This window comes from Candidatus Methanoperedens sp., from assembly GCA_027460525.1.
GTDB lineage: Archaea > Halobacteriota > Methanosarcinia > Methanosarcinales > Methanoperedenaceae > Methanoperedens.
Window position 1 is genome coordinate 1 of the sequence record JAPZAS010000017.1, and the last position, 22,349, is coordinate 22,349.

Here is a 22,349-nt window from a genome sequence, read left to right on the forward strand (position 1 = left end):
GGATGGAGTGTTCATAAATCGCATGCTGTAAAAACTTTTGCAGCATTGAATCCAAGATTGCATCTTATTCCATTACCTTCGTGCTCATCATGGATGAATTCAATTGAACGCATTTTTTCTAGAATCCAGGTTGAAGTTTTGGATAATAGCGATTTTCAATCACCTTTAGAGGCAATTTATACAGTTAGTGCATTCCTTGAAAAAGAGCTTAATTCAAGTTGAAGGCGTAATTAAGTTAGCTTAGAATGTGTCCTAACAAATTCCAGACAGAATAAGAATACCTTCCAGAATTATTTTTAATGTGTTCCTGTATTTTTCACAGGAAATACAGTATGACAGGCAGCATTATCACTCCCATGGCATGTGTTTTTCTTACCTTTGCAAACGATGCCATCATCCCGATGGGTGTGGATATTAAAAATATGACAAACCCGAACCAGCCTGTGAACATGAAAACCATAAAAGACAGCCCTGCAAGGACTCCCGCGCACAGTTTTGAGTAATTGATTCCAGACAGGAAACCTGCTACCCTGTCTCCAAGGTAAATCGTGGTATAATAAGAGATCACCGAAACAAATACTATAACAATCAACAAAATTATTATCACGGAAAGCTCCCACTCTTTTATATTGACAAGTTTATCAATGGCAACCATCGCCCCGCTTCGTGCCTTTTGAATGATATACAGGGCGATTAAACTGAAAATCGCATTCGACGTATTGGCGCTGCTTATTGATACCATGAACTCTTTTGACGAATCCGCTCCTTTTTCCTCACGGACAAAGAGCCTTGCGATTATTGTGCCAACCGCAGAGGATACGCCGGGAAGCCAAGCCACAAAAGAACCTGCTATGCTTCCTGTAAACATGGCGCGAACAATCCTCCTTTCCGAGAGCTCAAACCTGCATTTCTCCTGCTGCGGAGGGATCTCTGATTTTGTCATAAGGCTGATAACAAGCATGGAAGCACCGAACAGCCCCGAAAGAAGAGGAAGAAGAATCGAGGGTTCCCCAAATTTAACAAGCGGCTGCATCAATCCCTCATTGCCGAATGCAAATATCCCGAGCAATCCTGAAATAAAAAACAGTATGACAGCGTACATCTTGAATTTGAGGTGCACAAGCGACCCCTGCCCTTCAACAACTTCCCCGTTCTCGGTGGCTATCATGAGGACCACAATTAATACAAGAATCCATCCGATGTATGCGTTTATTGTATTGTAGATGGTAAGGAAGAAAAATGCCATGGGAATAACCATTAACAGAGAGACGAAGACTGCGCCTGCGCTTCCAAGAGCAGAAAGCCGCACAGCCTCTGCACCTCTTCCCTCCATGAGGAGCGCATGACCCGGGAGTACCGCAAGCGCTGTATCGGGTTCGGGCGCGCCCAGGAAAATAGAAGGAATAATGTCAAGGAAGGTGTGCGCTATGGAATTTGAGAGGATTACCACTGCGATATAGAACGGCGCAAACCCGATGCTTGCGAAGAACGGCGACAGCCCAACAAGGAGCAGGGCAAAGTTATTGACGTGAACGCCTGGCGTGAGACCTGAGATGATGCCGAGGAAGAAGCCAAAGAATATGGAGATAAGGAGGAGGGTAAGGGAGATATCCATAGAGTAGTCTCAAGTCTATTGTAAACAAAAGCATTATGCTTTGATGTGTGATTTTGTGTTGCGTGAAAATCGCAGTCACCAAACTTGAAGAGAAATCCGAAGGCATCCCTGAGCTATTCCGAAGATACGGTCATGAAGCCGTAATAATATCCACTATGCGGTCGGCAGAACCTTCTAACCCTGAACCGCTTTCCCGACTGGCGGAGCGCCTCTCACAAAATGAAATCGACATCCTGGTTTTTACAAGCGCTCTCGGGGTTGAAAAACTTTTTGAGAAAGTAAAACCCGGGGATAACGTGAGAATCGTAAGTGTAGGTCCGAAAACAGCAAGGAAGGTGGAAGAATATGGCATGTCAAGTGAAGTCATCGAGAAATTCTCATCCGGCCACTTTGCGAAATATCTCGGCGACATTAAAGGAAGAACAATCGGCATCGCCCGCGCCGAGGTACCAAATCCGGAATTGATACGCTCCCTGACATCAAAAGGCGCCAGAGTTATCGAAGCCCCTGCATATCGGCTGGAACCCGCTGATAAAAGCATTGCAGGCGAATTAAAAAATGTGGATGCTGTGATTTTTACAAGTGCTAAATCCTTTGAGTTCTCAGGCTTTGATAAGAACAATGCAGATATGATAAAGGTTATAGCTATCGGTCAAAAAACAGCCGAAGCGATGCGAAAACATGGCATAGCTCCAGATATTGTGGGGAACGGTACGCTTGAAAATTGTTTATCTCTTATTTCCTGATAATTACTATCTTCTTTCACTCCTGCTTCTGTATCACTATCTCCCAATCCGTCTTATTTATCTGCTTGACGTTCAATACCTTATGCCCGTCGGCTTCCATGCCCCTTGGCACCTCGGTAACTGCCGTAGCATCATCTACGATCACCTTGAGGATTTTGCCCTTCTCGAGGTTATGCAGCGCCTGTTTAGCATACACAAAATTATATGGGCACTGGTTCCCTTTCGTGTTGATCACTTCATCTATTTTCACATCTGCAAGGAAAGTTCCATTAATATATGCCCGCGTCCTCTCTTCCTTCGGGTTTTCAAACACCTCGTTCGCAGGACCATGCTCTACGATTTCGCCGAGATACAGGTGGATCACGTAGTCAGCAAGCCTCATGGCCTGGTGGATGTTGTGGGTGACTATCACGATGGTGTAATCATTCTTGAGTTTGAGGAGCTGCTGTTCGATATGCTGCGATGAGACCGGGTCTAAAGCCGACGTGGGCTCGTCGCACAGGATTATCTCAGGTTCAACAGCCAGCCCCCTTGCAAGGCAGAGCCTCTGCTGCTGACCTATGGAAAGTTTCGATGCAGGTGACTTTAAGCGGTCTTTCACTTCGTCCCAGAGACCGGCGATTTTCAGGTATTTTTCCACTATCTGGTCTAATTTCTTTTTGTCTTTGATGCCGTGCAGCCGAGGTCCATAAGCCACGTTGTCGTATATCGACATCGGAAGAGGATTTGGCTTTTGCGGCAGCAATCCCATCCTGCGCCTCACCTCGGTGATGTCAACGCTGCCGTTAAGGACATCTATGCCATCGACAATTATTTTCCCTGAAGCTCTTGCTCCCTCCGTGAGATCAATAAGCCTGTTGAAACATTTGAGTAAGGTGCTCTTCCCGCATCCACTCGGTCCTATGATGGCTGTTATCTGCTTTTCCGGTATCTCAACTGTTATGCCTTTTAAAGCCTGATGATCGCTGTAGAACGCATTAACATCCTGGATACTGATATGACTTTTCAAATTTAATCACCTTATAATGTTTTTCATGAACTTCCTGGATAAATACCGTGATGTTAAACTGAGTGCAAGTACTATTAATAGAAGTATCAACGCACTGGCATACGCACGTTGTTGCACCTCGGGGAAGGGCGTGCCAAGCTGGAAGAACACAGCAAGCGGCAATGAAGCTACAGGGTCAAACAGCGAGCGCGGCAGGCTGTCGGTGTAACCTGCTGTGAACAGAATAGAGGCAGCGTCCCCGATCCCTCTGCCGAAGGCAAGGATTACCGCAGTCACTATCCCCGGCAACGCCTGCCTCACCACTACGCCAGCGGTGGTCTCAAAACGCGTTGCTCCGAGGGTATAGGAGGCTTCTTTTAACTCTCCTGGAACCATTTTTATTACCTCTTCCATTGCGCGAATCATTATTGGGAGCTCCAAAATCGTAAGAACCATGATCCCACCCAGGAGCGACGCTCGTATACCTAAATATAGCATTATAATAAAACCGAATGCTCCGTACACGATTGAGGGGGTACCCCAGAGGACATCAAGGGAGAGCCTGATGTAATAGGCAGCCTTTGTTTTCCCAATATAATCTTTCTGCAGCGATAGCGCCGCCGGCAGACTTATCATCAGGGCAAGAATCAGGCTTCCAAATGCAAGGTACAGTGACCCCACTATGGCATTCAGAATCCCGCCTTCCTTTCCAAGATAGTATCCCCCTTTAGGCGTCTGCGTTATCATGGATAACGAAAGCGCAGGCATGCCGTTCCAGACTATCACAGCCACCACTATGAAAAGGCTGCCCACCACCATAGCCAGCGATGAGATCATGAGAGCCTTGAATATCTTTTCCTCACGAAGTTTATCCATGCATCCTCCTCTCAATGCGTATCAATATCAGTCTCGCGCCCAGAGTAGAAAACAAAATGATCAGCATCAGTATGAGGGCGGCAAGCAGCAGGGCTGAATCGTACAGCGGTATGGACATCATTTCGCCATAGTTATTGGCGATCAGCGCAGGCAGAGGATAAGCGGATTCGAAAATCGAGGACGGGATTTTCGCTACATTCCCTACCACCATGAGAACAGCCATCGTCTCTCCGATCGCTCGGGAGAAACCCAGGATAACGGCGGCTGCTATACCCGGTAATGCGGCTCTTATCACAGCATGCTTTATTGTCTGCCACCGTGTGGCTCCGAGCGAGAGGGATGCTTCCCTCACCTCGAACGGCACAGCCTTGAATACCTCGTATGAGATCGAGATAATAATAGGGAACACCATGATAGCAAGCACGATGCCGCCGGCAAGCAAGCTGTAGCCGGTGGAGTAACTGCCGCCGCTCAACAAGGGTATTCCCGAGTTTCTGAATAAAGGTGCTATGGCTGCTACGAGAGGTACGATGGCCAGCACCCCGAAAACTCCGAACACTACAGGGGGTATGCCTGCAAGCAGGTCTATCAGGGGCAAGATCATTGATTTCAATCTCACGTTAGCGTATTCCGCAAGATATGCCGCACTCAGGATAGAGAGGGGTATCGCGAAGACCATGGCAAGCGCGGTTACATAGACAGTACCCAGAATAAAAGGATAAAAGCCAAATTCGCCCCGGGAAGGCAGCCACGTACTTCCGAGCAAAAGCTCGCCCAGCGATTTCACTTCAAGGATCGGCTCAGACCGCAGGAAGAGGACGAAAGCTACAATAAATACCAGAGCGCTTGAGAAAAGAGCGGCAGCCAGCATGAGCCTGCCGGCAATTATATCTTTCAATCGTCTGATATGCATTTTTTTACCAAAATAAAAAGTATAGGGTTAAGGCAAAACCTTAACCGCTCAATCAAGCTTTTTCAACTCACCATCAAGTGTTTCCTTGGACAACTGTATGTAGCCCACCTCATCCACATACTTCTGTCCGTCCGTGAGAACCCATCTTATGAATTCGGAAGTAATTTCTGTGGGCTTTCCTTTGGTCACAAATAATTCGATTCTCGCAGGCGGACTCGGGAACACTCCGTTTTTAATGGCTGCAATTGTTTTTTCCTTGGTGCTTATATTCTCGTCAGGGTCAACAATACCGTTCTCATTCACGTCAAATGGTATTATCTGGATACCCGCCACTGGTAGTCCGGTCTTCATATCAAATGCATAATTGTAGTTGTTATACCCTATTCCTAAGGGGTCTTTCTGCACTGCTGCAAGCAATCCCGGGTCGCCATAAACGCCTGTGCCTTTGAGACTTTCCTGTTTGCCTCCGATGTACTTTGCCCATATATCAGAAGCACCCGATGCATCGCTTCTCGTATATACATGAATTTCTGCTTTATTTTCAGTCCCGACTACATCGCCCCACGTATTCACAGTCCCGTTGAGATACAGAGCCGCAAAGGTCTTTCTTTTGACACCTCTGCTCTGGAGGTCGTTAAGCACCGGGTTTTTTGCATTGACTGTGGCTACAACGGCATCCTTGGTGACGCCAATCGGATATGCGCCTTTCTGGAGCTCCGAGGGGTCAACATCCCTTGAAATCATGCCGATGTCGACAAGCCCGCCAAGCGTGTCAGCCATACCCTTCCCCGCGCCTCCCGCAGAGATCTCAACATTAACCTTTGGATGAAGTTTCTGGAACTCCTCGCCCCAGCGCACAGCCATGGGATACAAAGCGAATGCACCTGATAGCGTTATAGTGCCCGAAAGTTCCTGCGGGCTTGCAGCGGTCTGTACAGCCGTAATTCCAGGTGATGCCGGGGTTGTAGTGACTGCAGGTGTGGCCTGGGTTTCGGACTTTGGATTGCCGACGCATCCTGATAATAATGCACCGATCAGAACTGTGATGAATATAATCGTAATAAATTTTCCTTTCATTAATTCCACCTCGAATTGCTTAAAATAGTCCTTTATTTGTTGTTATCATTTTAATTCACCTGCTTATGATAAGCGAGAGAAGATGGATGGATGTCTATAAATATGCAGAGAAACAGGCGATAATTGGAACGATTGTTACAAAATCCGAATAATTGCGGCAAAAATTGTACGCCAATGAAAATCAACCACGGAGGACACAGAGTTCACAGAGAGAGGATTATTTTTTCTCTGTGTCCTCTGTGCTCTCTGTGGTTTTTCAAACCACCCACCGAGTCTCTCTCTTCTATCCGCCGAAGAACAGGTAGGAAATGAATCCTCCCCAGATTATGGCGATGAGCAGGGAAATCGCATAGACGGCTGCCGGCTTCCCGAGACCGATCTCCTTGAATCTCGAAAAGCGCGTATTGAGCCCTATTGCAAGGAAGGTAAACATGAAGAACGCCACCCTGAGAGGATCGGTTCCGAATGTCACTACAGGTGCAACTGCCCTGGCACCTGCAGCAGCAGAAGGATACGTGAAGGCAATCGCTGACAACACCGCGCTGGTCGCAATATATCCCAGAACGAACTTGGGAAACCTGTACCACAGCACTCCCGGACCTGCATTCGCGCCTGTCTTCCCCAATCTGTACGCCCACACAGCGGCGAGTAAGAATGCTATCACACCAATCCATACGTCAATCATTACCTTGGTCATCACAGCAGAATTCAGTGCTGCTCCATTTGCATTCAGGAGTCCGTCAACTATGGATCCGCTGGCTGACGCTGCTCCGTCTGTCTTAACTGAGAGCCCCATCCACACCCCTGCCGCCGTCGCATGTGTAGGAAAGACATAAGCTGCCACGAAAGGCATTACGACTATCTCTACAGCCGCAAAGATTACAATTATCGACGAGATCACGGTTGAATAGATGGCGGGTGCCTCGATTGCGGCTGCCGTTGCTATGGCGGCTGAAACCCCGCAGACGCCCACACCCGAAGAAAGGGTTGCTGCAAAATCCCTGTCAAGCCCCATCTTTCTTGAAATGAGAAATGCGATGACCCAAACGACAGGGAAAGACAGGAGGGCCGCTGCCAGCATGCCCGGGGCACTTGTGACAAAAGACGTGAGCAGGATCTTGGCGCCCAGGAGCACTATCGCTATCTTGATAAAGAGTTCGCCCCTGGCTGAATCCTTTAACCACGATGGCAGATGCGTCACATTTGTAACCACTATCCCGACTAACAAGGCCACAATGAATCCGACTTCGGCACTTCCTGCAACCTTCACAAGTGGGGCATAGTTCGAAAGTATCCAGATCGCCCAGGCGGTGAAGAATATTACAAAGAATCCCCTGAACCAATCTTTGGGTTTGACTCCGTTGAATTTCAGCGCTGGTGTCAGCAGTATGGCAAGGAAGAAGAAGCTGAAGAGGAGACCTATCCAGGGGTTGAGCGCCTTTGTCGCAAGAGCCTGGCTGATGTCTGACCAGGACTTCGCGGTAGGAATCCATCCGAGTAGAAATATGCCGAGGTACGAAGGAAGCGAAAGGATGAATATTGCCAGCCCGATCCACACTGCCCACCAGTCTTCCTTTTTCCACAGCGATGACCAGTCTATATCTGCCATTTTATGCCTCCTGAACTATGCTCATGGTAGTTCATGGATTAAAAGGAATACATACATATAAATGTGGGGGAGAGAACGTCAATGGCTGCAAAGATTACAAAAATCGAATAAATGCGGCAAAGCATGAAACTAATTCAGACCTGCATAATCCATTACTGCTTTCTGGTCATTCAGGAATTTAACAATCTTATCAAACTCGACATCATTTTTTGATTTTATAGCTTCAACTTTCATCCGACAGGAGTTATTTATTCGAGATTGGGTATATATTTCCTCAGTCATATCTATCTCAATCGAAAGATTATACTGCTGGCTATATATAATTACACGAAGAGGCAGATCTTGACACAATTATTCCAATGTAACAAAAAATTAAACCGGAAGCATTTCAATTTCCCACATCTATTGCCTTGTTGGCAACGTTTCCTGAACGACGGATTTCTGTGACAACGCCGTCAAGTATATTTGGCGCGCTTATTTTAATCTGCATAAAGAGGCTGTTTTTGGTAAATTGGTTCGGAAAAATGAGAGAATGGAGAAATAATTGCCGCAATTGTTTTGTTTTTACATCTCTATCAAAATAAGCTCGAACTTGATACCCATGCAGGATTGACAGAATCCCAGGAATTCTTTTGCATTGACTGACATTTCTTCATAGAGAGATTTCGAGATATAAAAAATAATATGGACCTTTCCTGAATTCCCTGCAATCCTCTTTCTTATCTCGCCGTGAAGCTCCTCAAAAAGGCTTACTAGAGTCTTGAAGTTTATCCTTTTCAGGATACGTATGCGCCCCACCCCAGCCTCATCTACCCAGATACGGTAATTGGCAGATTTTCGAATAAAAACATCCATATCATTCATAGTATGCTCTAGCTGTTTTTGCTGGCTTCGATATCCCATTTGACTTCTTCAGCCAGAGACCGTCTTGCTGCGGCAACAATATCGAGCTGCTCATGGATATATCCGCGCAGGATCATATCTTCGATTTTTTCCGCATCATTTTCGATATCATGCTGGCGGTCAAGCATGTTTCCAAGTTCTCTTTGTGCATGATGCCTGCTTGTACGCCGCCAGCTTCCTTCAATTATCGAAAGCGAGCGGACTAATCTTTCAAGACCGATCCTTATACGGTGGTATTCCGGTCTTCCCAGCCTTTCCTTTGCATAGTTTTCATACCCCGATGCTTCTTGTATTTCCTCAGTACCCTCGGCTATATCCGATACTTCACCATTCCATTTTTTATGGACGGCAAAAACGATCCCTTCTTTGATTGAACATATTTTTCACATCCTCTCTATATGAAAAGATGATATATATCCCTGAATATACAGGCAGGTTTTGTCACAATTTAATCAAAACAGGAATTATTGCGACAACAATTGCCGAATAAGTTAAACTTATACCTATCCCTTATCCAGATAATCTATCTGGTTGATAAATATGCTCACCCATTTTTTAACATTCTTCTCCAGATTTCTGTCCCCTTCTCCGCATATATCTGTGATTTTACAATTAGCATCTTATTGTAAACTGCCATGATAAATGCTATCAGGAAGACAACCTGTGTTATCTCAACAATATAATAGGTGTTAAACACATCACCTGCGATTCTGAACCAAATCGTAAACTTGATTAGTATATTTAGAGCAAACCCTGCTCCAGCAACTGAAATATAAATCCAGGTTCGCTCCAGCACTGCCTTGTCAAGAAATAGATCAGTATTTGATAAGTCCCTGTCCGCCTTGCGTATCATAAAGAGAATCTGCCCAATGAGGATTATTAAAATAAACGCAGCGCATACAGTAAATATTTCAAGGAAAGCCTCAACAAACCCTTTTGTTAAAATCTCTAATTCCTCCTTTATGAAATTTTATGAGTAGGTCATTTGAAGTCATACAATCCGGAACAATAACCAACATACCTATAACGATATTAATAATGCATATATATATTTGTATTGTATCATAATGCCACAAAAGATTAAACATCCCATTTTTTGATAAATCTTCTGTTTTGTATATTTCGGATGGAAATCGAGCCGTTTACCTCTGACTCCATGCAGCTTAAGGTTAAAAGTTAAATAACTATCCATTATTAGTTACAAAAACATTAAATGCTGAAAGTTTCAGGTAATTATTGCCCTTTTGTTCCTGAAAACCGCATAGAGCTGTCAAATATATCCTTTTTACGTGATTTTAATATGTATGAAAACTATGGAATTTCTGGTGATTGAAATGACAACTCAAGAAAACAGAAGGGGTTTTCTTTGCCCCTGGAACAGAATACAGTAAAGGTAAAAGGGATGCCAACCCTGAACCGGTAAAAGTTAAGAAGAGGGCATCTTTTAAAAGCGCGGGCAATGTCCGGATGCATGATACTGTCTGGTGGCTTATATGACCTCGACCAGACAGTACAAATGCCCCAACTGCAAGCATGCAATACCGATAACAAGCGCTGATTTCATAAAAGGAATTGCCATGGTTTCATGCGTGGACTGCGGCATGGATGCTTTCGCTATAGAAGAGGCGCTGTTAAAATGACAAAAAGAAAAAGGGGCGTTTTTTTCCTATCCATTAACGCTCCTTTTTCCAATTCGAGGTAAATATGGATTATAAAACAGAAGAAATAAACGATGATGTAAGCGAAACTGTCGAAAATATGGATGAAGAAGACCTGAGGCGCTTCCTGCGGGGAGGCTTCGGGGCAAAGTGAGCGCATGGGATTTCACATCTCATGCGAGACTACGGATCTTTCAACCAGTATCTGTCATAAGCATGCACATTTTCTTCGATGAACCATGGAGCTTCAACAGGCTATAGTCCCATGCTCTGCAATCCTTCCGCAGCGCCTTCCGCAGATCCATCAACTCTTTTATAATGTTTACGGATACGAGCTGCCGATTTTCCTCAGGATACTTGTCGAATCTGTCCGTTGAAGCTATCCCAACAAGGTCTGCACCCGCAAGCATAGCTGCCTTTTTAATAGGTTTTGCTGATATCCCGGGCATAAAAAATCGAAAGAAAGATGGTCTTAATCCTTCTTCCTTAGTACAAAGTATGCGGCACCACTAATACCTAAGACTGCATAAAACCCCCAGAACCCAAGCAACCCTTTCAGAGGTGCATTCTCTGTCGCTGTCTTTACAGGTGAATCTGACTGTACTGCGGTCACCGCTCCTGCCTGTATCGAGGCAGACGAGGGTACCTGTGTTGCGACTGCTGTTGATGCTATCGCTGGCGCTGAAGTGGAGACTGGAGGGGTTGCAGCCTTCAGTCCTAATGTGGATGTAGCCTGAATTGTCTGCTCAACAAATGGATAAAACCGAAGGGCATCATCCTTATCCGCTATTTTAAATTTCAGGTCGCTATATAAAGGCTGAACACTATTTTGACTGAGGTCTATCTGCTTGTCTTTGTTATAGAGGAGCAAGTAATTCTCATTTGCATCCTTTACCTCAAATACACCGAACTGATCCCCGCCTTTGACTTCAAGCACATTCTCGGAGATAAGCCAGGTGTATCTAAGCTGGACAACTGCTGACATGCCTTCAGCACCTGTAAATATACCATTCACGTAGGTCACGAATAGCGGGAAATCCGACTCTCCCTGCAGGTTTTTCTCGACGTATGTGTAAACCTCACCCTCATGGACGACTTTCGTGTCAACAGTTTTCCCGTCCTTGCTAAGAGTTAGCGATGCCTGCCTTGGAGATACACCGGTATCGAGTGCATCAACCGTAAGATTGTAGCCTTCGCCGAAGTTCCATGTTTCACCCAGCTTCAGTGTCTTTTTATCCCTTCTATCCTGCTCATAGATCAATTTAGCCATCTTGTTTGCTTTGCCGTTCACAGCCACGTATCGGTTGCCAAACCAGCCAAGCTGTGCATACTTGCCGCCTGTACTGCCTTTTGTAAATCCTTTGGAACTGCTGTAACTCAGACCATTCTCCACTGTTAAACCTTTGTCTGTGAACACGGTATAGTTCTGGTCTGTACGCGATGTATTATAGAAGAGATTATTTTTCAAAATGGTCCTGCTGCTGAATTTTAGGCTTGAAGCGGGCTGGGTGATGGTGAGAGTTTCACCTGACTTCCCGCCATTAAAGTTATACCAGAAACCAGGGAATTTCTGGGCATCCCACTGCAATGTGGTATTATATGTTTTTGATTTCTCATCAAAAACCACGCCGTGAAGCTCGTATTTCCCTGGCGTAGTTTTTTGGAGAACTGGATAAAACCGAAGCGAATCGTCCTTATCCGCAATTTTGAACTTGAGATCGCCATATAATGGCGAAACACTATTTTGACTGAGGTCTATTTGCCTGTCCTTGTTATAGAGGAGTAAGTAATTTTCATTAGCTTCCTTTACCTCGAATACCCCGAACTGATCTCCGACTTTAACTTCAAACACATTCTGCGAGATAAGCCAGGTGTATCTAAGCTGGACGACAGAAGCCATGCCTTCAGCACCTGTAAATATGCCATTTACGTAGGTCACGAATAGCGGGAAATCCGACTCTCCCTGCAGGTTTTTCTCGACGTATGTGTAAACTTCGCCCTCATGGACGACTTTCGTGTCAAAAACTTTTCCATCTTTGCTAAGAGTTAGCGATGCCTGCCTTGGAGATACACCGGTATCGAGTGCATCAACCGTAAGATTGTAGCCTTCGCCGAAGTTCCATGTTTCACCCAGCTTCAGTGTCTTTTTATCCCTTCTATCCTGCTCATATACCAGTTTAGCCAATTTGTTGGCTTTGCCGTTCACAGCCACATACCGATTGCCAAACCAGCCAAGCTGTGCATACTTGCCGCCTGTGCTGCCCTTTGTAAATCCTGTGGAACTGCTGTAACTCAGACCATTCTCCACTGTTAAACCTTTGTCTGTGAACACGGTATAGTTCTGGTCTGTGCGTGAGGTATTATAGAAGAGATTATTTGCCAAGATAGTCCTGCTGCTGAATGTTAAACTTGAAGCAGGTTGAGTGATGGTGAGAGTTTCACCTGACTTCCCGCCGTTAAAGTTATACCAGAAACCAGGGAATTTCTGGGCATCCCACTGCAATGTGGTATTATATGTTTTTGATTTCTCATCGAAAACCACGCCGTGAATCTCGACTGTTGTCACATTGGATGCGTTTGCAGGCATTGCCAGTATGAATGAAAGCGCAAATATTGCGATTATTTTAATTATTTTTTTCTCCATGCGCCAGACATTTTTCCGAACCTATATAATATTAGATAAATCAGCAACTTTTGATGGATATATTCTGAAATCGTAACAATAGAGGCAATTTTGTTATGAAAATTTGAGGATATACTTGTTGGATTGTACAATGCACCCCTGAATGAACTCGCTATAGTTTTTTGGCATTTTCGAGCATGAAAATCCGATGTAATTGGAACTTTGAACATGCTCCGTTAATTAACGCATTTCAGCATTAATAAACGGGCTATCCAAAACATTCAATAGCATTTAAGGAATATTACACTCAATGACCCCGGAGCTTACTTTCTTCATATATGCCTTCACATCCATCTTTGCCATCGTCAATCCAGTCAGTGGCGTGATGGCTTTTATCTCCATGACCTCGCACATGAGCCGTGCAGATAAAATCTATATAGCAAAGCGTTCCGTAGTGATAGCCTGCATTGTGGCGATAGTTTTTTCAATATCGGGAGAAATCCTATTAAAACTTTTTAACATCACAGCCGATTCCCTCAGGGTGGCAGGAGGAGTGTTGCTTTTCCTCGTGGCAATAGACATGCTTTTCGCAAGAACCACGCGTGAGAGCATTACAACCGAGGAATTAAAAGATGCCTCACAGAGGGAAAACATTTCGATATTCCCGATAGCAATGCCCCTCTTAACAGGTCCGGGTGCGATTACCACAATCATAGTATTGATCAAAACAGCAGAGAATATCGACTTAAAACTGATAGTAGTAGGGGCAATCCTGCTTACTTTCTTAATCACTTTTTTAATTTTCAGGTTTTCTGATTACTTTAATAAAGTAGTGGGAATGACCGGAATGCTTGTTATGACACGATTGATGGGTCTATTCCTCGGTGCTATCGCAGTTGATTTTATTTCTACTGGAATAAAAGGCATATTTAATCTGGCTTAAGTATGAATATCCTCGTAGCAACAGGGAAACTTGCAGAGAATTCCGTTAAAAAAGCTGTACTGAATGGCGCCGATGTTCTTGTACTGGATATAGATATTGCGGCTTTTATTACACCTGCCCTGCTTCGCCGCTCCTTGCCCGAAAAAAAGTACGATTTAATACTTATTTCAGGTCTTGCAACAGGCGATTTTTCACGGATTGAAAAGGAAATAAATACGCCTGTAAGGCTTGGACCGAAGCATGCTGCTGACCTTGATTTTGTTCTATCCTTTGAAGACATGACTTTTTCCACAAAAGTACCTGCATGCGAACTCTTAATTGAAAAAAGACGTTTTGGCGCTTTTGAAAGAATAAAGGAACTTGAAACCAGAGCGGCTTCACCTTTAACTTTAAAAGGAGTAAAGCTTGGCGGGAATTCCAGGATGAAAGTGATGGCAGAGATAGTGGATGCGGGTCATTTAAGGCTGAATGAATTGACCAGTAAAATAGTATACTTTGCAGAAAGAGGTGCGGATATCATTGATCTTGGGATTTCCCTCGACACCACACTTCAGGAAGTCAGGACTGCCGTGGAAACCGCAAGCAGAGCTTCGGCACTTCCCCTGAGTATAGACACGCTTGACCCTGAGCTAATAAACACAGCCCTGGATTCAGGAGTAGATATTGTGCTCAGCCTGAACTCAGAAAACATCCATGAGGTAAAAGAGAACATCGTCAGGCACAATGCAGCGTCTGTCATAATACCTGACTGCGTGGAGGAACTTGAAAGCTTATTTAACAATATTGAATACGCCCGCAGCCTTGGGATCACAAATATTATTGCAGACCCTGTGCTGGAGCCCCTCGGCAGCGGGCTTGTGGAATCGATCGGAAGGTATTACGAATTCAGGAAACGCCAGCCGACAACTCCTTTATTCTTTGGCGCGGGTAACGTGACAGAACTTGTGGATGCTGATTCTATCGGGATTAATGCCATACTCTGCGGGATTGCAATGGAGCTTGAAGCCGGTATCCTGTTCACGCCTGAATTCAGCCATAAAACCCATAACAGCGTTTTTGAGCTAAAAACCGCCTCCATCATGATGATGCTTGCAAAGGAACGGGGTTCTTCTCCTAAGGACCTTGGAATTGACCTGCTTTCAATAAAGGAAAAAAGACGGCGCGAATTCGCTGTTCTGCCTGAAAATTTTACAGAAGCAAAGCCAAGCGAAAAATGGCAGCTTGACCCGGCAGGATGTTTTAAAATTGCTATCAGCGGCGATGAAATCCACGATGGGAAACTCTATCCTGGAAAAATTGTGGCAAAACATAACAACAATTCAATAGCAGGGCAAACAGCGAAGGAAATCCTTGATACTATCATCGGGTCAGGACTTGTTTCGCGCCTTGACCACGCTGCTTATCTGGGCAGGGAACTTATGAAAGCCGAGCTTGCCCTTAAATTCAGGAGGAGCTATTCCCAGGATGACAAATTTTGAGCTCATAAAAAAACTCACAGGTGACGACGCTGTTGGTGAAATTCTCACCCGTGCCCTGACCCCGTATTTAAATACGGGGAATGTTGAAACACTGGATATAAAAGATGGCGTTAAGTTGCTTGAAAGCAGTAATCTTAACCTTCTTGGCGCAGCAGCGGACGAGATGCGAAAACGCAGCGTCGGCAACCTTGTAACCTTTGTTGTGGACAGGAACATAAACTATACCAACGTATGCTCTTCAAAATGCAAATTCTGCGCGTTCTACAGGGAAGCCGATGCTGTGGATGCATACGTTCTCACGCTTCCTGAGATTCTCTCAAAAGTCGATGAGGCAGTAAAGCTCGGTGCAACCCAGATTCTCCTTCAAGGCGGTTTGAACCCTTCCATAACCATTGATTATTATGAAGAGATGCTGAGGCAGGTTAAGAGAAGGTTCAATGTGCAGATGCATGCATTCTCCCCTCCTGAGATTGTGCATATCTCAAAGTTATATGGGTCAGGTATTAAAGAAACGATTTCACGGCTTCATGAGGCAGGGCTTGATTCCATACCTGGAGGCGGGGCTGAAATACTGGATGACAGGGTGCGAAGCAGCGTCTCGCCCAATAAGATCGGATGGGAAAAATGGAAGGAGGTGATGCTGGCTGCGCATTCACTGGGGATTCCTACCACTGCCACAATGGTCTTCGGGCATGCCGAAACCATAGAAGAAAGGGTAAAGCACATCATCAGAATTCGCGATATGCAGGAAAAATATAACGGCTTCACCGCGTTCATACCGTGGAGCTTTCAACCTGAAAATACAAAGTTAAGCGGTGATTCAACAGGCATGGATTATCTGAAGATGGTAGCCGTAGCCCGCATTCTTCTCAAGGGGTATATTAAAAACATACAAATTTCATGGGTTACGCAGGGTCTCAAAGTTGCACAGGTAGCATTGAACTTTGGTGCAAACGACATCGGCGGGACGATGATAGAGGAGAACGTCGTAAGAGCCGCAGGCGTGCCTTTTCACAGTAAAACCATAGAAGAATTCGTGCATATCGCAAAAAAACTGGGGCGCCCCGTTGCGAGGCGGGATACGCTGTACAATATCCTGGAACGATATTAAGCTTCCAGTATCTCATCCATACAAAGTGCCTCCCATTTTCTCTCCCCGAGCACAATCTCAAACTCCTGCGGCGTCAGAACGGGTACATGGAATCTTTCCGCATCATCAATCGTTATCCTCGGGCATGCCGTGTTCACATAGGCATCAACCTTGAATGCCAGCAATTGCTCGGGCGTTACAAGATCCATCATGATAATAAATGCCTCACGCTTGTGATTATTTGCGCTCTCCTCAAGCCTCTGCGCAAGCCTCATCCTGTTTTGCCCGTTTTTTGTAGAAACAATGATGCCGAAGACTTTTGCTGACATTGACGCAGCGATATACCCGTGCCGCTTTCGCAGTAATCTTTCAGGAGAAACCTCAACAGCCTGATTCAAATAGGGGTCTGCCGCAATCACCCTTTTCCTTGTGGCAATCGCAACCCCGAGCGGGTGGAAAAAGCCGCTGCCGACGTAGAGAATTTCCTCGCAGTCAACTCTCGCTGCCGTGAAATTACACCCGATGACCTGACCCGGATAGCGTACCCTCAAATCTCCTTTTCCAATAACGGCTTCCTTTCCATTTTCCCTCAGGAATTTAGAGATCTCTTCTAATTTATGGATATGCTGAACAGTGGTTATAATGCCAATCCTGCCGGCTTTTAAAAGGGGAAGGGCAGATTTAACTGCCGGTATGACATCGATGCTCGAACGCGCCTCGATAAAAACCACATTCTCGTATCCACCCATGCCTGCGTGCCCGAAATGGAAGAGCATATCGACTTTGCCTGCAAGAATGGTATCGATATCACAGGCTCCGAAGGAAGGATTGCCTGAAATAATTATCTTTGCCTGGCTTTTCCCTTCAATTTCCCTGGCGATATTGATTGCCTGTCTTTTCAGCCCTTCGGGAAATTGAAACCCGACCTTTTCGCAGTTTTTATCCTTTATAATTTTAACTACGCGTTCTAAATCAAAATCAATCTGTTCCATTACAATTTCCTTGCTATTATATACGCTTCCTTTTTTTCAGATTCCAGCACCTGGACAATCTCCAATCCCAGGGATGACAGCTTCCGCAGAATCTGGTCTCTGTCCAGTTCTTTTGGTAATTTCAGCACCTGCAGCAGTAGACCTTTGCTTTTCAGTGAGGTGAGCACATTCTCAAGGGCTTTCATGGAGGATAAAGGGCTTGCGGTAATATCCAGAAGCAAAACATCGAATTTTCCACTTTCAAAAGGCATTGTAAAAACATCCCCGAATTCCACGGTTATATTAGGGTGCTCATGGGCAAGCCTTCTGAGTTCTGAGCGGAACTCGCGGCTGAACTCGATGCCGTGAACATGGGTTGCAACCTCGGACGCAAAGAGGAGAAAACCTCCTGCACTTGAACCTATGTCCAATACGCTGTCCTCCTTTTTGATAAAACCAGTTTTCTCCTGTATCCCTTTAAGTTTCCAGTAGCCTGCGGGTTTATCAAGGTTTTCCATTATTTCAATTTTGTCAGAATATGCAACATCGTACGATGGTTTGGTGATTACCCTTTCATTAACCCTGACGTGCCCTTCAATAATTGCCCGCTTTGCGCGCCCCCGTGAGCCGAGATTGCCAATCTCGACAAGATATGAATCAAGCCTCATAAAATACCTTAAATTCTGCTTGTAGCATGTTAAGTCTATTTTCTTATTAAGACGTACACTTTCTTGCCAATGTACTTTTTGAAGAAAGTATCATAGCACTCAAGAAAGCCTATCTCGATTAAATCGTGGATAACATCAATCTTGCCGATATCCAATAAATGCTTATCTTCTTTTACGACCTCTGATTAACGAACCTGCCAGCAACGTTATTGCAAGTAGAGCTACCGCCGCTTCGAATCCTGGCACTTCCTTCTTTGTTGGAACTGCCGCTGGTGTAGTCTCTATCGGAGTAACTGTTTCTGTTACCTCAATTACTGGTGTTGCTGCCGGTGTAGTGGGAGGCGTTGCTGTTGGTGTAATGGAAGGTGTTACTGCTGGTGTAGTGGAAGGCGTTGCTGTTGGTGTAGTGAAAGGTGCTGTTGGCGTTGATACGGCAATAGTTCCGCTGTAGCCCGCAGCGCCTATGAGTTCAGGATAACCTTGATAAAGAATCCTGTTAGTCGTGATTGCAGCGTATAACCGATAACTGCCAGAAGCCGTAGATGGTATCTGGATATTTGCTTCATAGGTGCCAGTAGCGGTAGTTATGGCATTATTTCCAAAATGCGTCCTGGTTGAATCTTGCACAAACTCTACATCGACGTTGTTAGGGGCAACACTTACAGGAGTTCCATTTTTAGAAACTGTTACCGTAACTTTGATTGTACTTCCCGGGCTTACCTGCTTGATGTTTGGAGTTGCGGTTAAATCATAGTTTGAGACGATTACAGGTTTAGCTATAAAATAGTTAGAATCATCTCGATTCTGGACTGCAAGGGCATAAATACCCGGACCCATTTTATAGCCACCGCTACCGTCATCACAAACATCTGGACAGTTTGAATCAAATCTATCTGCGGATATTGTTGTTGAAATTGAACCCGATGTCGCATAAAAAGTTTTAAACCATGGTGTAATTTTATCAACAGTAAAAAGTACGAGCCTCATATTACTGACTCCTCCACTTACCGTTACACCAACAGGATCACCTATTTTATAATTGCCGATGTCTGCAACAGTAAAGGAAAATGTACTCCCTTCATAGGTAACTGTAAAATCACGATCTGGAACATCGAGTGATTTATCAAATGTTATAGTTGCGCCTGCGGCGTAGCCTACGAAGAAAAGAAATAAGGCTGCAGTCAGCAATATTCCACGTGATATAAATAATCCCAGATCAAATAAATTACGAACATTGTTCATATAATCTCTTAACAAATGAAGATTTAATGAATAGTAACTAATACTATAAAATCTTTACATTGGCAAATATTGTCAATTAAAGGACAGATTTTAACGATATTTCTTGATATCCACTAACATGTCCTATAACTCAAGGTTCTTATTATTCATCTCTAATTCAGATTGTCATTAACAAAAAAGTACACAAGTATTTTTACGTTGTGGATACTGCCACTGACTGGGCTCCGATTACGTTGCCGCTGCCATCCTTTAACTGCAGCGTTATCCTGTTGTTTACAAGATCCAATGTTATCTTCTGCGTTGGTGTCAGGAACACTCCAAATGTCAGCTGGTCGCCCTTGTTTATGGTCAATTTCGTTGCCGGCCCGATGATTGCTCCGGTTTTTGGATCGGTCTGGTTCAACTGCAATGCCAGCCCTGTTATCGAATTTGGTACGACCAGATTAAGGGTTACACCGGTTGCATTGGCACCGACATTCGATGTAGCTACTGCAAAGAATGTTGCGTTGTTAACGCCGGTCCTTACATCCAGGGTCGTGGATATCATGATAACATCCGCCAAGGGTGTTGCACTTGGTGCTGTGGCTGCCATTGTCAGCGTGTTCACTCCGCTTATCGGAGCTGCTGCCGCATTGGTGCCTGTCACGTTGAAGGTCATCGGCGAACTATTGAACGCCGCTGTTGCATTGATAGTCAGCACAAAGTTAGCCGTGCCGCCTGCAGCTATGCTTGCAGGTGTGTTTGCTGAACCTGTGAATGCTGTTCCGTTCCATGGCTGGTAGCTTACAGTTGCGGGCTCCAACGGTGGCGCCTGTGCTATGCTCACATTGGTCGCGGTTGCTGTTCCGCCGTTAATCACCGACATGAATACCGTTATTGGTGTGCCTACCACTGCATTCCTGCTGTTTGGAGTTATGGAGGAGACCAGTGCCGGTAAAGTTAGCGCAAAACTTGCAGTTATAGTTGTGCTTCCGCTCGTGAAGCCAGTATTGCTTGCAGTTGCCTTTATTGCGCCTGCGCTCGTGGCTTTCAAGCTAAGGGTTAGTACACCACTGGCATCTGTAGTGCCGATTACGCTGACACCTGCACCGCTAATAGCAATTCCTGCGCCACTTACTGGCGTGCCTGCGCTTGTTACTGCGAAGGTAACGTTAGTTGGTACGCCTACAGTTATTGTGGTCGGTGCTGCAGTTATGTTCAAGGGTTGCACCGCAGGTATCGGCGTAGGTATTGGAGTAGGTGGTGGTGTTGTAGTTGGACTCGGAGCAGGAGCAGGGGTAGGAGTAGGAGTAGGAGTAGGGATAGGAGTAGGAGTAGCAGTAGCGGTGGTTATTGTAATAATCCCATTGTAGCTGGCTGCGCCGATGGTTTCTGGATAATCTTGATAGATGTACTTATTAGTCGTAATCGCTGCATATAATTTATATGTGCCAGATGCATTAGTTGGTATCTGGATATTTGTTTCGTATGTGCCTGTTGATATGGCTACTGCATTTTGTTCAAATTTTGTTTTAGTTGAATCCTGAAACAACCCTACTTTGACGTTGTTGGGGGCAACACTTACAGGAGTTCCATTCTTGGAGACGCTAACTGTAACTTTTATTGTATTATCAGCATTCGTCTGTGTTTTGTCCGGGGTTACAGTCAAATCATAATCAGAAACAATTACAGGTTTAGCTATGAAGTATTTAGAATCGGCGTGATTCTGGACTGCAAGGGCATAAATACCTGGGCCCATTTTATATCCACCGCTACCACCACAAACATCTGCACAGTTTGAATCAAATCTATCTGCTGGTATTGTTGTTGAAATAGAACCCGGTGTCGCATCAAAAGTTGAAAACCACGGTGTGAGTTTATCAACAGTAAAAAGTACAAGCCGCATATTGCTGACTCCTCCACTTACTGTTACATTAACAGCATCGCCTATCTTATAGTTTCCAATGTCAGCAACCGTAAAAGAAAATGTGCTTCCTTCATAGGTAACCGTAAAACTGCGGTCTGGAACATCAAGCGTTTTATCAAATGTTATCGTTGCGCCTGCTGCACTTCCAATTAAGCTAAACATTGAAACCGCAACTATTATCCATAAATAAGCTTTCATAATTTCTTCTTTATAAACAATGCCATACCCAGAAGGATAAGCAATGTAACTGCTCCGCCTACAAAAGGCATCTTTTCCCCTGCCGAAGGTGGCGCTATTTCGATATCTCCGCCACTTGCAATTGCTAATATCTCAGGATAGTTCATAAATACCTTGCGTTCCGTTGCTATAACTGAATATAATGAAAAGGTTCCATTCGCAGCCTGCGGTATTTCGATGTGTGCCTCATACGCACCCGTTTTTGTCGATGATGCATTTGTTTCGAAAGAAGAACTGCCCTTTGAAAGCACTACCTTTACTGTATTATCCACGTTGACCGGAACACCGTCCCTGCTGATAGCTACTTCCACGTCAAAGCCATTGCCTGCGATTACTTTATTGCTTTTAGGTATCACCGAAAGGTCGTAATCGGATATTACCACTGGTATTGCCTCAATGATATTCGTTCCATGTGAAACCGTTAGCGCGTATGTTCCTGCTTCACCCGTCTTATTTGCAGGTATAACTCCAGCTACGCGTCCGCTTGTGTTATAGAAGCGCTTGAACCACGTTGATAGCTTATCCTTATCATAGAGGACAATAAGCATGTCATCCACGCCTGGAGCATCGACGGTGAAGCCGATATCCTGATTCGTCTTATAACTTCCAATTTCCTTGATTTCGAAAGTCTGGTTTTCATAGCTGACTGTTCTATCAGGAACATCGATTGTCTTGCTAAGGATTATTTCCGTTCCCTCAGCAACGCTAACTGATATGCTTGAGGTAAATATCAAGATCCAAATAAACAATAAAAATTTCGACATAGGTTTATAGAAAGGGAAGACAATCTTCTCTCTTTTAGCAGC

General features: G+C 44.8%; 22 protein-coding genes and 1 pseudogene. 6 read left to right on the forward strand and 17 right to left on the reverse strand.

Going from position 1 to position 22,349, the window contains the following annotated elements:
- Positions 1-222, forward strand: a 222-nt coding sequence (locus tag O8C68_06530) for a hypothetical protein (GenBank protein ID MCZ7395459.1), incomplete at its 5' end; no start/stop codon positions are given.
- 94 nt (positions 223-316) lie between these two features.
- Here the strand turns inward: O8C68_06530 and O8C68_06535 are convergent.
- Complete coding sequence (locus O8C68_06535; protein ID MCZ7395460.1) at positions 317-1,615, reverse strand: tripartite tricarboxylate transporter permease; 1,299 nt, start codon at positions 1,613-1,615, stop codon at positions 317-319.
- A 62-nt stretch (positions 1,616-1,677) separates the two neighbouring features.
- Here O8C68_06535 and O8C68_06540 point away from each other — a divergent pair, with 62 nt between their 5' ends.
- Positions 1,678-2,361 carry a uroporphyrinogen-III synthase gene (locus tag O8C68_06540; protein ID MCZ7395461.1) on the forward strand — a complete coding sequence of 228 codons (684 nt, stop codon included), beginning with the start codon at positions 1,678-1,680 and terminating at the stop codon, positions 2,359-2,361.
- Between the two features lie 16 nt (positions 2,362-2,377).
- Here O8C68_06540 and O8C68_06545 read toward each other — a convergent pair whose 3' ends face one another.
- From O8C68_06545 to O8C68_06585, 9 genes and pseudogenes are all read right to left on the reverse strand, one after another.
- A complete protein-coding gene (locus O8C68_06545; protein MCZ7395462.1) occupies positions 2,378-2,611 on the reverse strand; it encodes a sulfurtransferase TusA family protein in 234 nt (77 codons plus the stop codon).
- Between the two features lie 9 nt (positions 2,612-2,620).
- A pseudogene (gene pstB, locus O8C68_06550) lies at positions 2,621-3,370 on the reverse strand (phosphate ABC transporter ATP-binding protein PstB).
- Positions 3,371-3,376: 6 nt separating this feature from the next.
- Positions 3,377-4,225: a phosphate ABC transporter permease PstA gene (gene pstA, locus O8C68_06555; GenBank protein ID MCZ7395463.1), complete on the reverse strand. Its 849-nt coding sequence runs from the start codon at positions 4,223-4,225 to the stop codon at positions 3,377-3,379.
- A complete protein-coding gene (gene pstC / locus O8C68_06560) occupies positions 4,218-5,123 on the reverse strand; it encodes a phosphate ABC transporter permease subunit PstC (protein ID MCZ7395464.1) in 906 nt (301 codons plus the stop codon). The genes pstA and pstC overlap by 8 nt, the downstream gene beginning before the upstream one ends.
- A 63-nt stretch (positions 5,124-5,186) precedes the next feature.
- Complete coding sequence (locus O8C68_06565) at positions 5,187-6,215, reverse strand: substrate-binding domain-containing protein (protein MCZ7395465.1); 1,029 nt, start codon at positions 6,213-6,215, stop codon at positions 5,187-5,189.
- Between the two features lie 283 nt (positions 6,216-6,498).
- A complete protein-coding gene (locus O8C68_06570; protein ID MCZ7395466.1) occupies positions 6,499-7,824 on the reverse strand; it encodes a putative sulfate exporter family transporter in 1,326 nt (441 codons plus the stop codon).
- 564 nt (positions 7,825-8,388) lie between these two features.
- Positions 8,389-8,688 (reverse strand): hypothetical protein, encoded by a 300-nt coding sequence (locus O8C68_06575; protein ID MCZ7395467.1) that lies wholly within the window; start codon positions 8,686-8,688, stop codon positions 8,389-8,391.
- A gap of 8 nt (positions 8,689-8,696) precedes the next feature.
- On the reverse strand, positions 8,697-8,855 hold the full coding sequence (locus tag O8C68_06580) for a hypothetical protein (protein MCZ7395468.1): 159 nt from the start codon (positions 8,853-8,855) through the stop codon (positions 8,697-8,699).
- A gap of 416 nt (positions 8,856-9,271) precedes the next feature.
- On the reverse strand, positions 9,272-9,580 hold the full coding sequence (locus O8C68_06585) for a hypothetical protein (GenBank protein ID MCZ7395469.1): 309 nt from the start codon (positions 9,578-9,580) through the stop codon (positions 9,272-9,274).
- A 640-nt stretch (positions 9,581-10,220) separates the two neighbouring features.
- Between O8C68_06585 and O8C68_06590 the strand changes: the two genes are divergently transcribed.
- Complete coding sequence (locus tag O8C68_06590) at positions 10,221-10,367, forward strand: hypothetical protein (GenBank protein MCZ7395470.1); 147 nt, start codon at positions 10,221-10,223, stop codon at positions 10,365-10,367.
- A gap of 212 nt (positions 10,368-10,579) precedes the next feature.
- Here O8C68_06590 and O8C68_06595 read toward each other — a convergent pair whose 3' ends face one another.
- Positions 10,580-10,834: a hypothetical protein gene (locus O8C68_06595; protein MCZ7395471.1), complete on the reverse strand. Its 255-nt coding sequence runs from the start codon at positions 10,832-10,834 to the stop codon at positions 10,580-10,582.
- A 23-nt stretch (positions 10,835-10,857) separates the two neighbouring features.
- Positions 10,858-13,029 (reverse strand): S-layer protein domain-containing protein, encoded by a 2,172-nt coding sequence (locus O8C68_06600; protein MCZ7395472.1) that lies wholly within the window; start codon positions 13,027-13,029, stop codon positions 10,858-10,860.
- A 289-nt stretch (positions 13,030-13,318) separates the two neighbouring features.
- On the opposite strand from O8C68_06600, the gene O8C68_06605 reads away from it, so the two are divergent.
- The 3 genes from O8C68_06605 to mqnC are packed head-to-tail and all read left to right on the forward strand — an operon-like array spanning position 13,319 to position 16,540.
- Positions 13,319-13,951, forward strand: a complete 633-nt coding sequence (locus O8C68_06605; GenBank protein ID MCZ7395473.1) for a MarC family protein — start codon at positions 13,319-13,321, stop codon at positions 13,949-13,951.
- 2 nt (positions 13,952-13,953) lie between these two features.
- Positions 13,954-15,429, forward strand: coding sequence for a dihydropteroate synthase-like protein (locus tag O8C68_06610; protein ID MCZ7395474.1), 1,476 nt, complete (start codon positions 13,954-13,956; stop codon positions 15,427-15,429).
- Positions 15,416-16,540, forward strand: coding sequence for a dehypoxanthine futalosine cyclase (gene mqnC, locus O8C68_06615; GenBank protein ID MCZ7395475.1), 1,125 nt, complete (start codon positions 15,416-15,418; stop codon positions 16,538-16,540). Before O8C68_06610 ends, mqnC begins: the two co-directional genes overlap by 14 nt.
- Here mqnC and dph2 read toward each other — a convergent pair.
- From dph2 to O8C68_06640, 5 genes are all read right to left on the reverse strand, one after another.
- On the reverse strand, positions 16,537-17,511 hold the full coding sequence (gene dph2, locus O8C68_06620) for a diphthamide biosynthesis enzyme Dph2 (GenBank protein ID MCZ7395476.1): 975 nt from the start codon (positions 17,509-17,511) through the stop codon (positions 16,537-16,539). The two genes, mqnC and dph2, sit on opposite strands and share 4 nt — an antisense overlap.
- Complete coding sequence (locus tag O8C68_06625; GenBank protein MCZ7395477.1) at positions 17,511-18,158, reverse strand: S4 domain-containing protein; 648 nt, start codon at positions 18,156-18,158, stop codon at positions 17,511-17,513. The genes dph2 and O8C68_06625 overlap by 1 nt, the downstream gene beginning before the upstream one ends.
- A gap of 162 nt (positions 18,159-18,320) precedes the next feature.
- Complete coding sequence (locus tag O8C68_06630) at positions 18,321-19,400, reverse strand: hypothetical protein (protein ID MCZ7395478.1); 1,080 nt, start codon at positions 19,398-19,400, stop codon at positions 18,321-18,323.
- Positions 19,401-19,593: 193 nt separating this feature from the next.
- Positions 19,594-21,504 (reverse strand): hypothetical protein, encoded by a 1,911-nt coding sequence (locus tag O8C68_06635; protein MCZ7395479.1) that lies wholly within the window; start codon positions 21,502-21,504, stop codon positions 19,594-19,596.
- Entirely contained in the window at positions 21,501-22,277 is a 777-nt protein-coding gene (locus tag O8C68_06640) for a hypothetical protein (protein MCZ7395480.1), read from the reverse strand. Before O8C68_06640 ends, O8C68_06635 begins: the two co-directional genes overlap by 4 nt.
- Between the last annotated feature and the right edge of the window lie 72 nt (positions 22,278-22,349).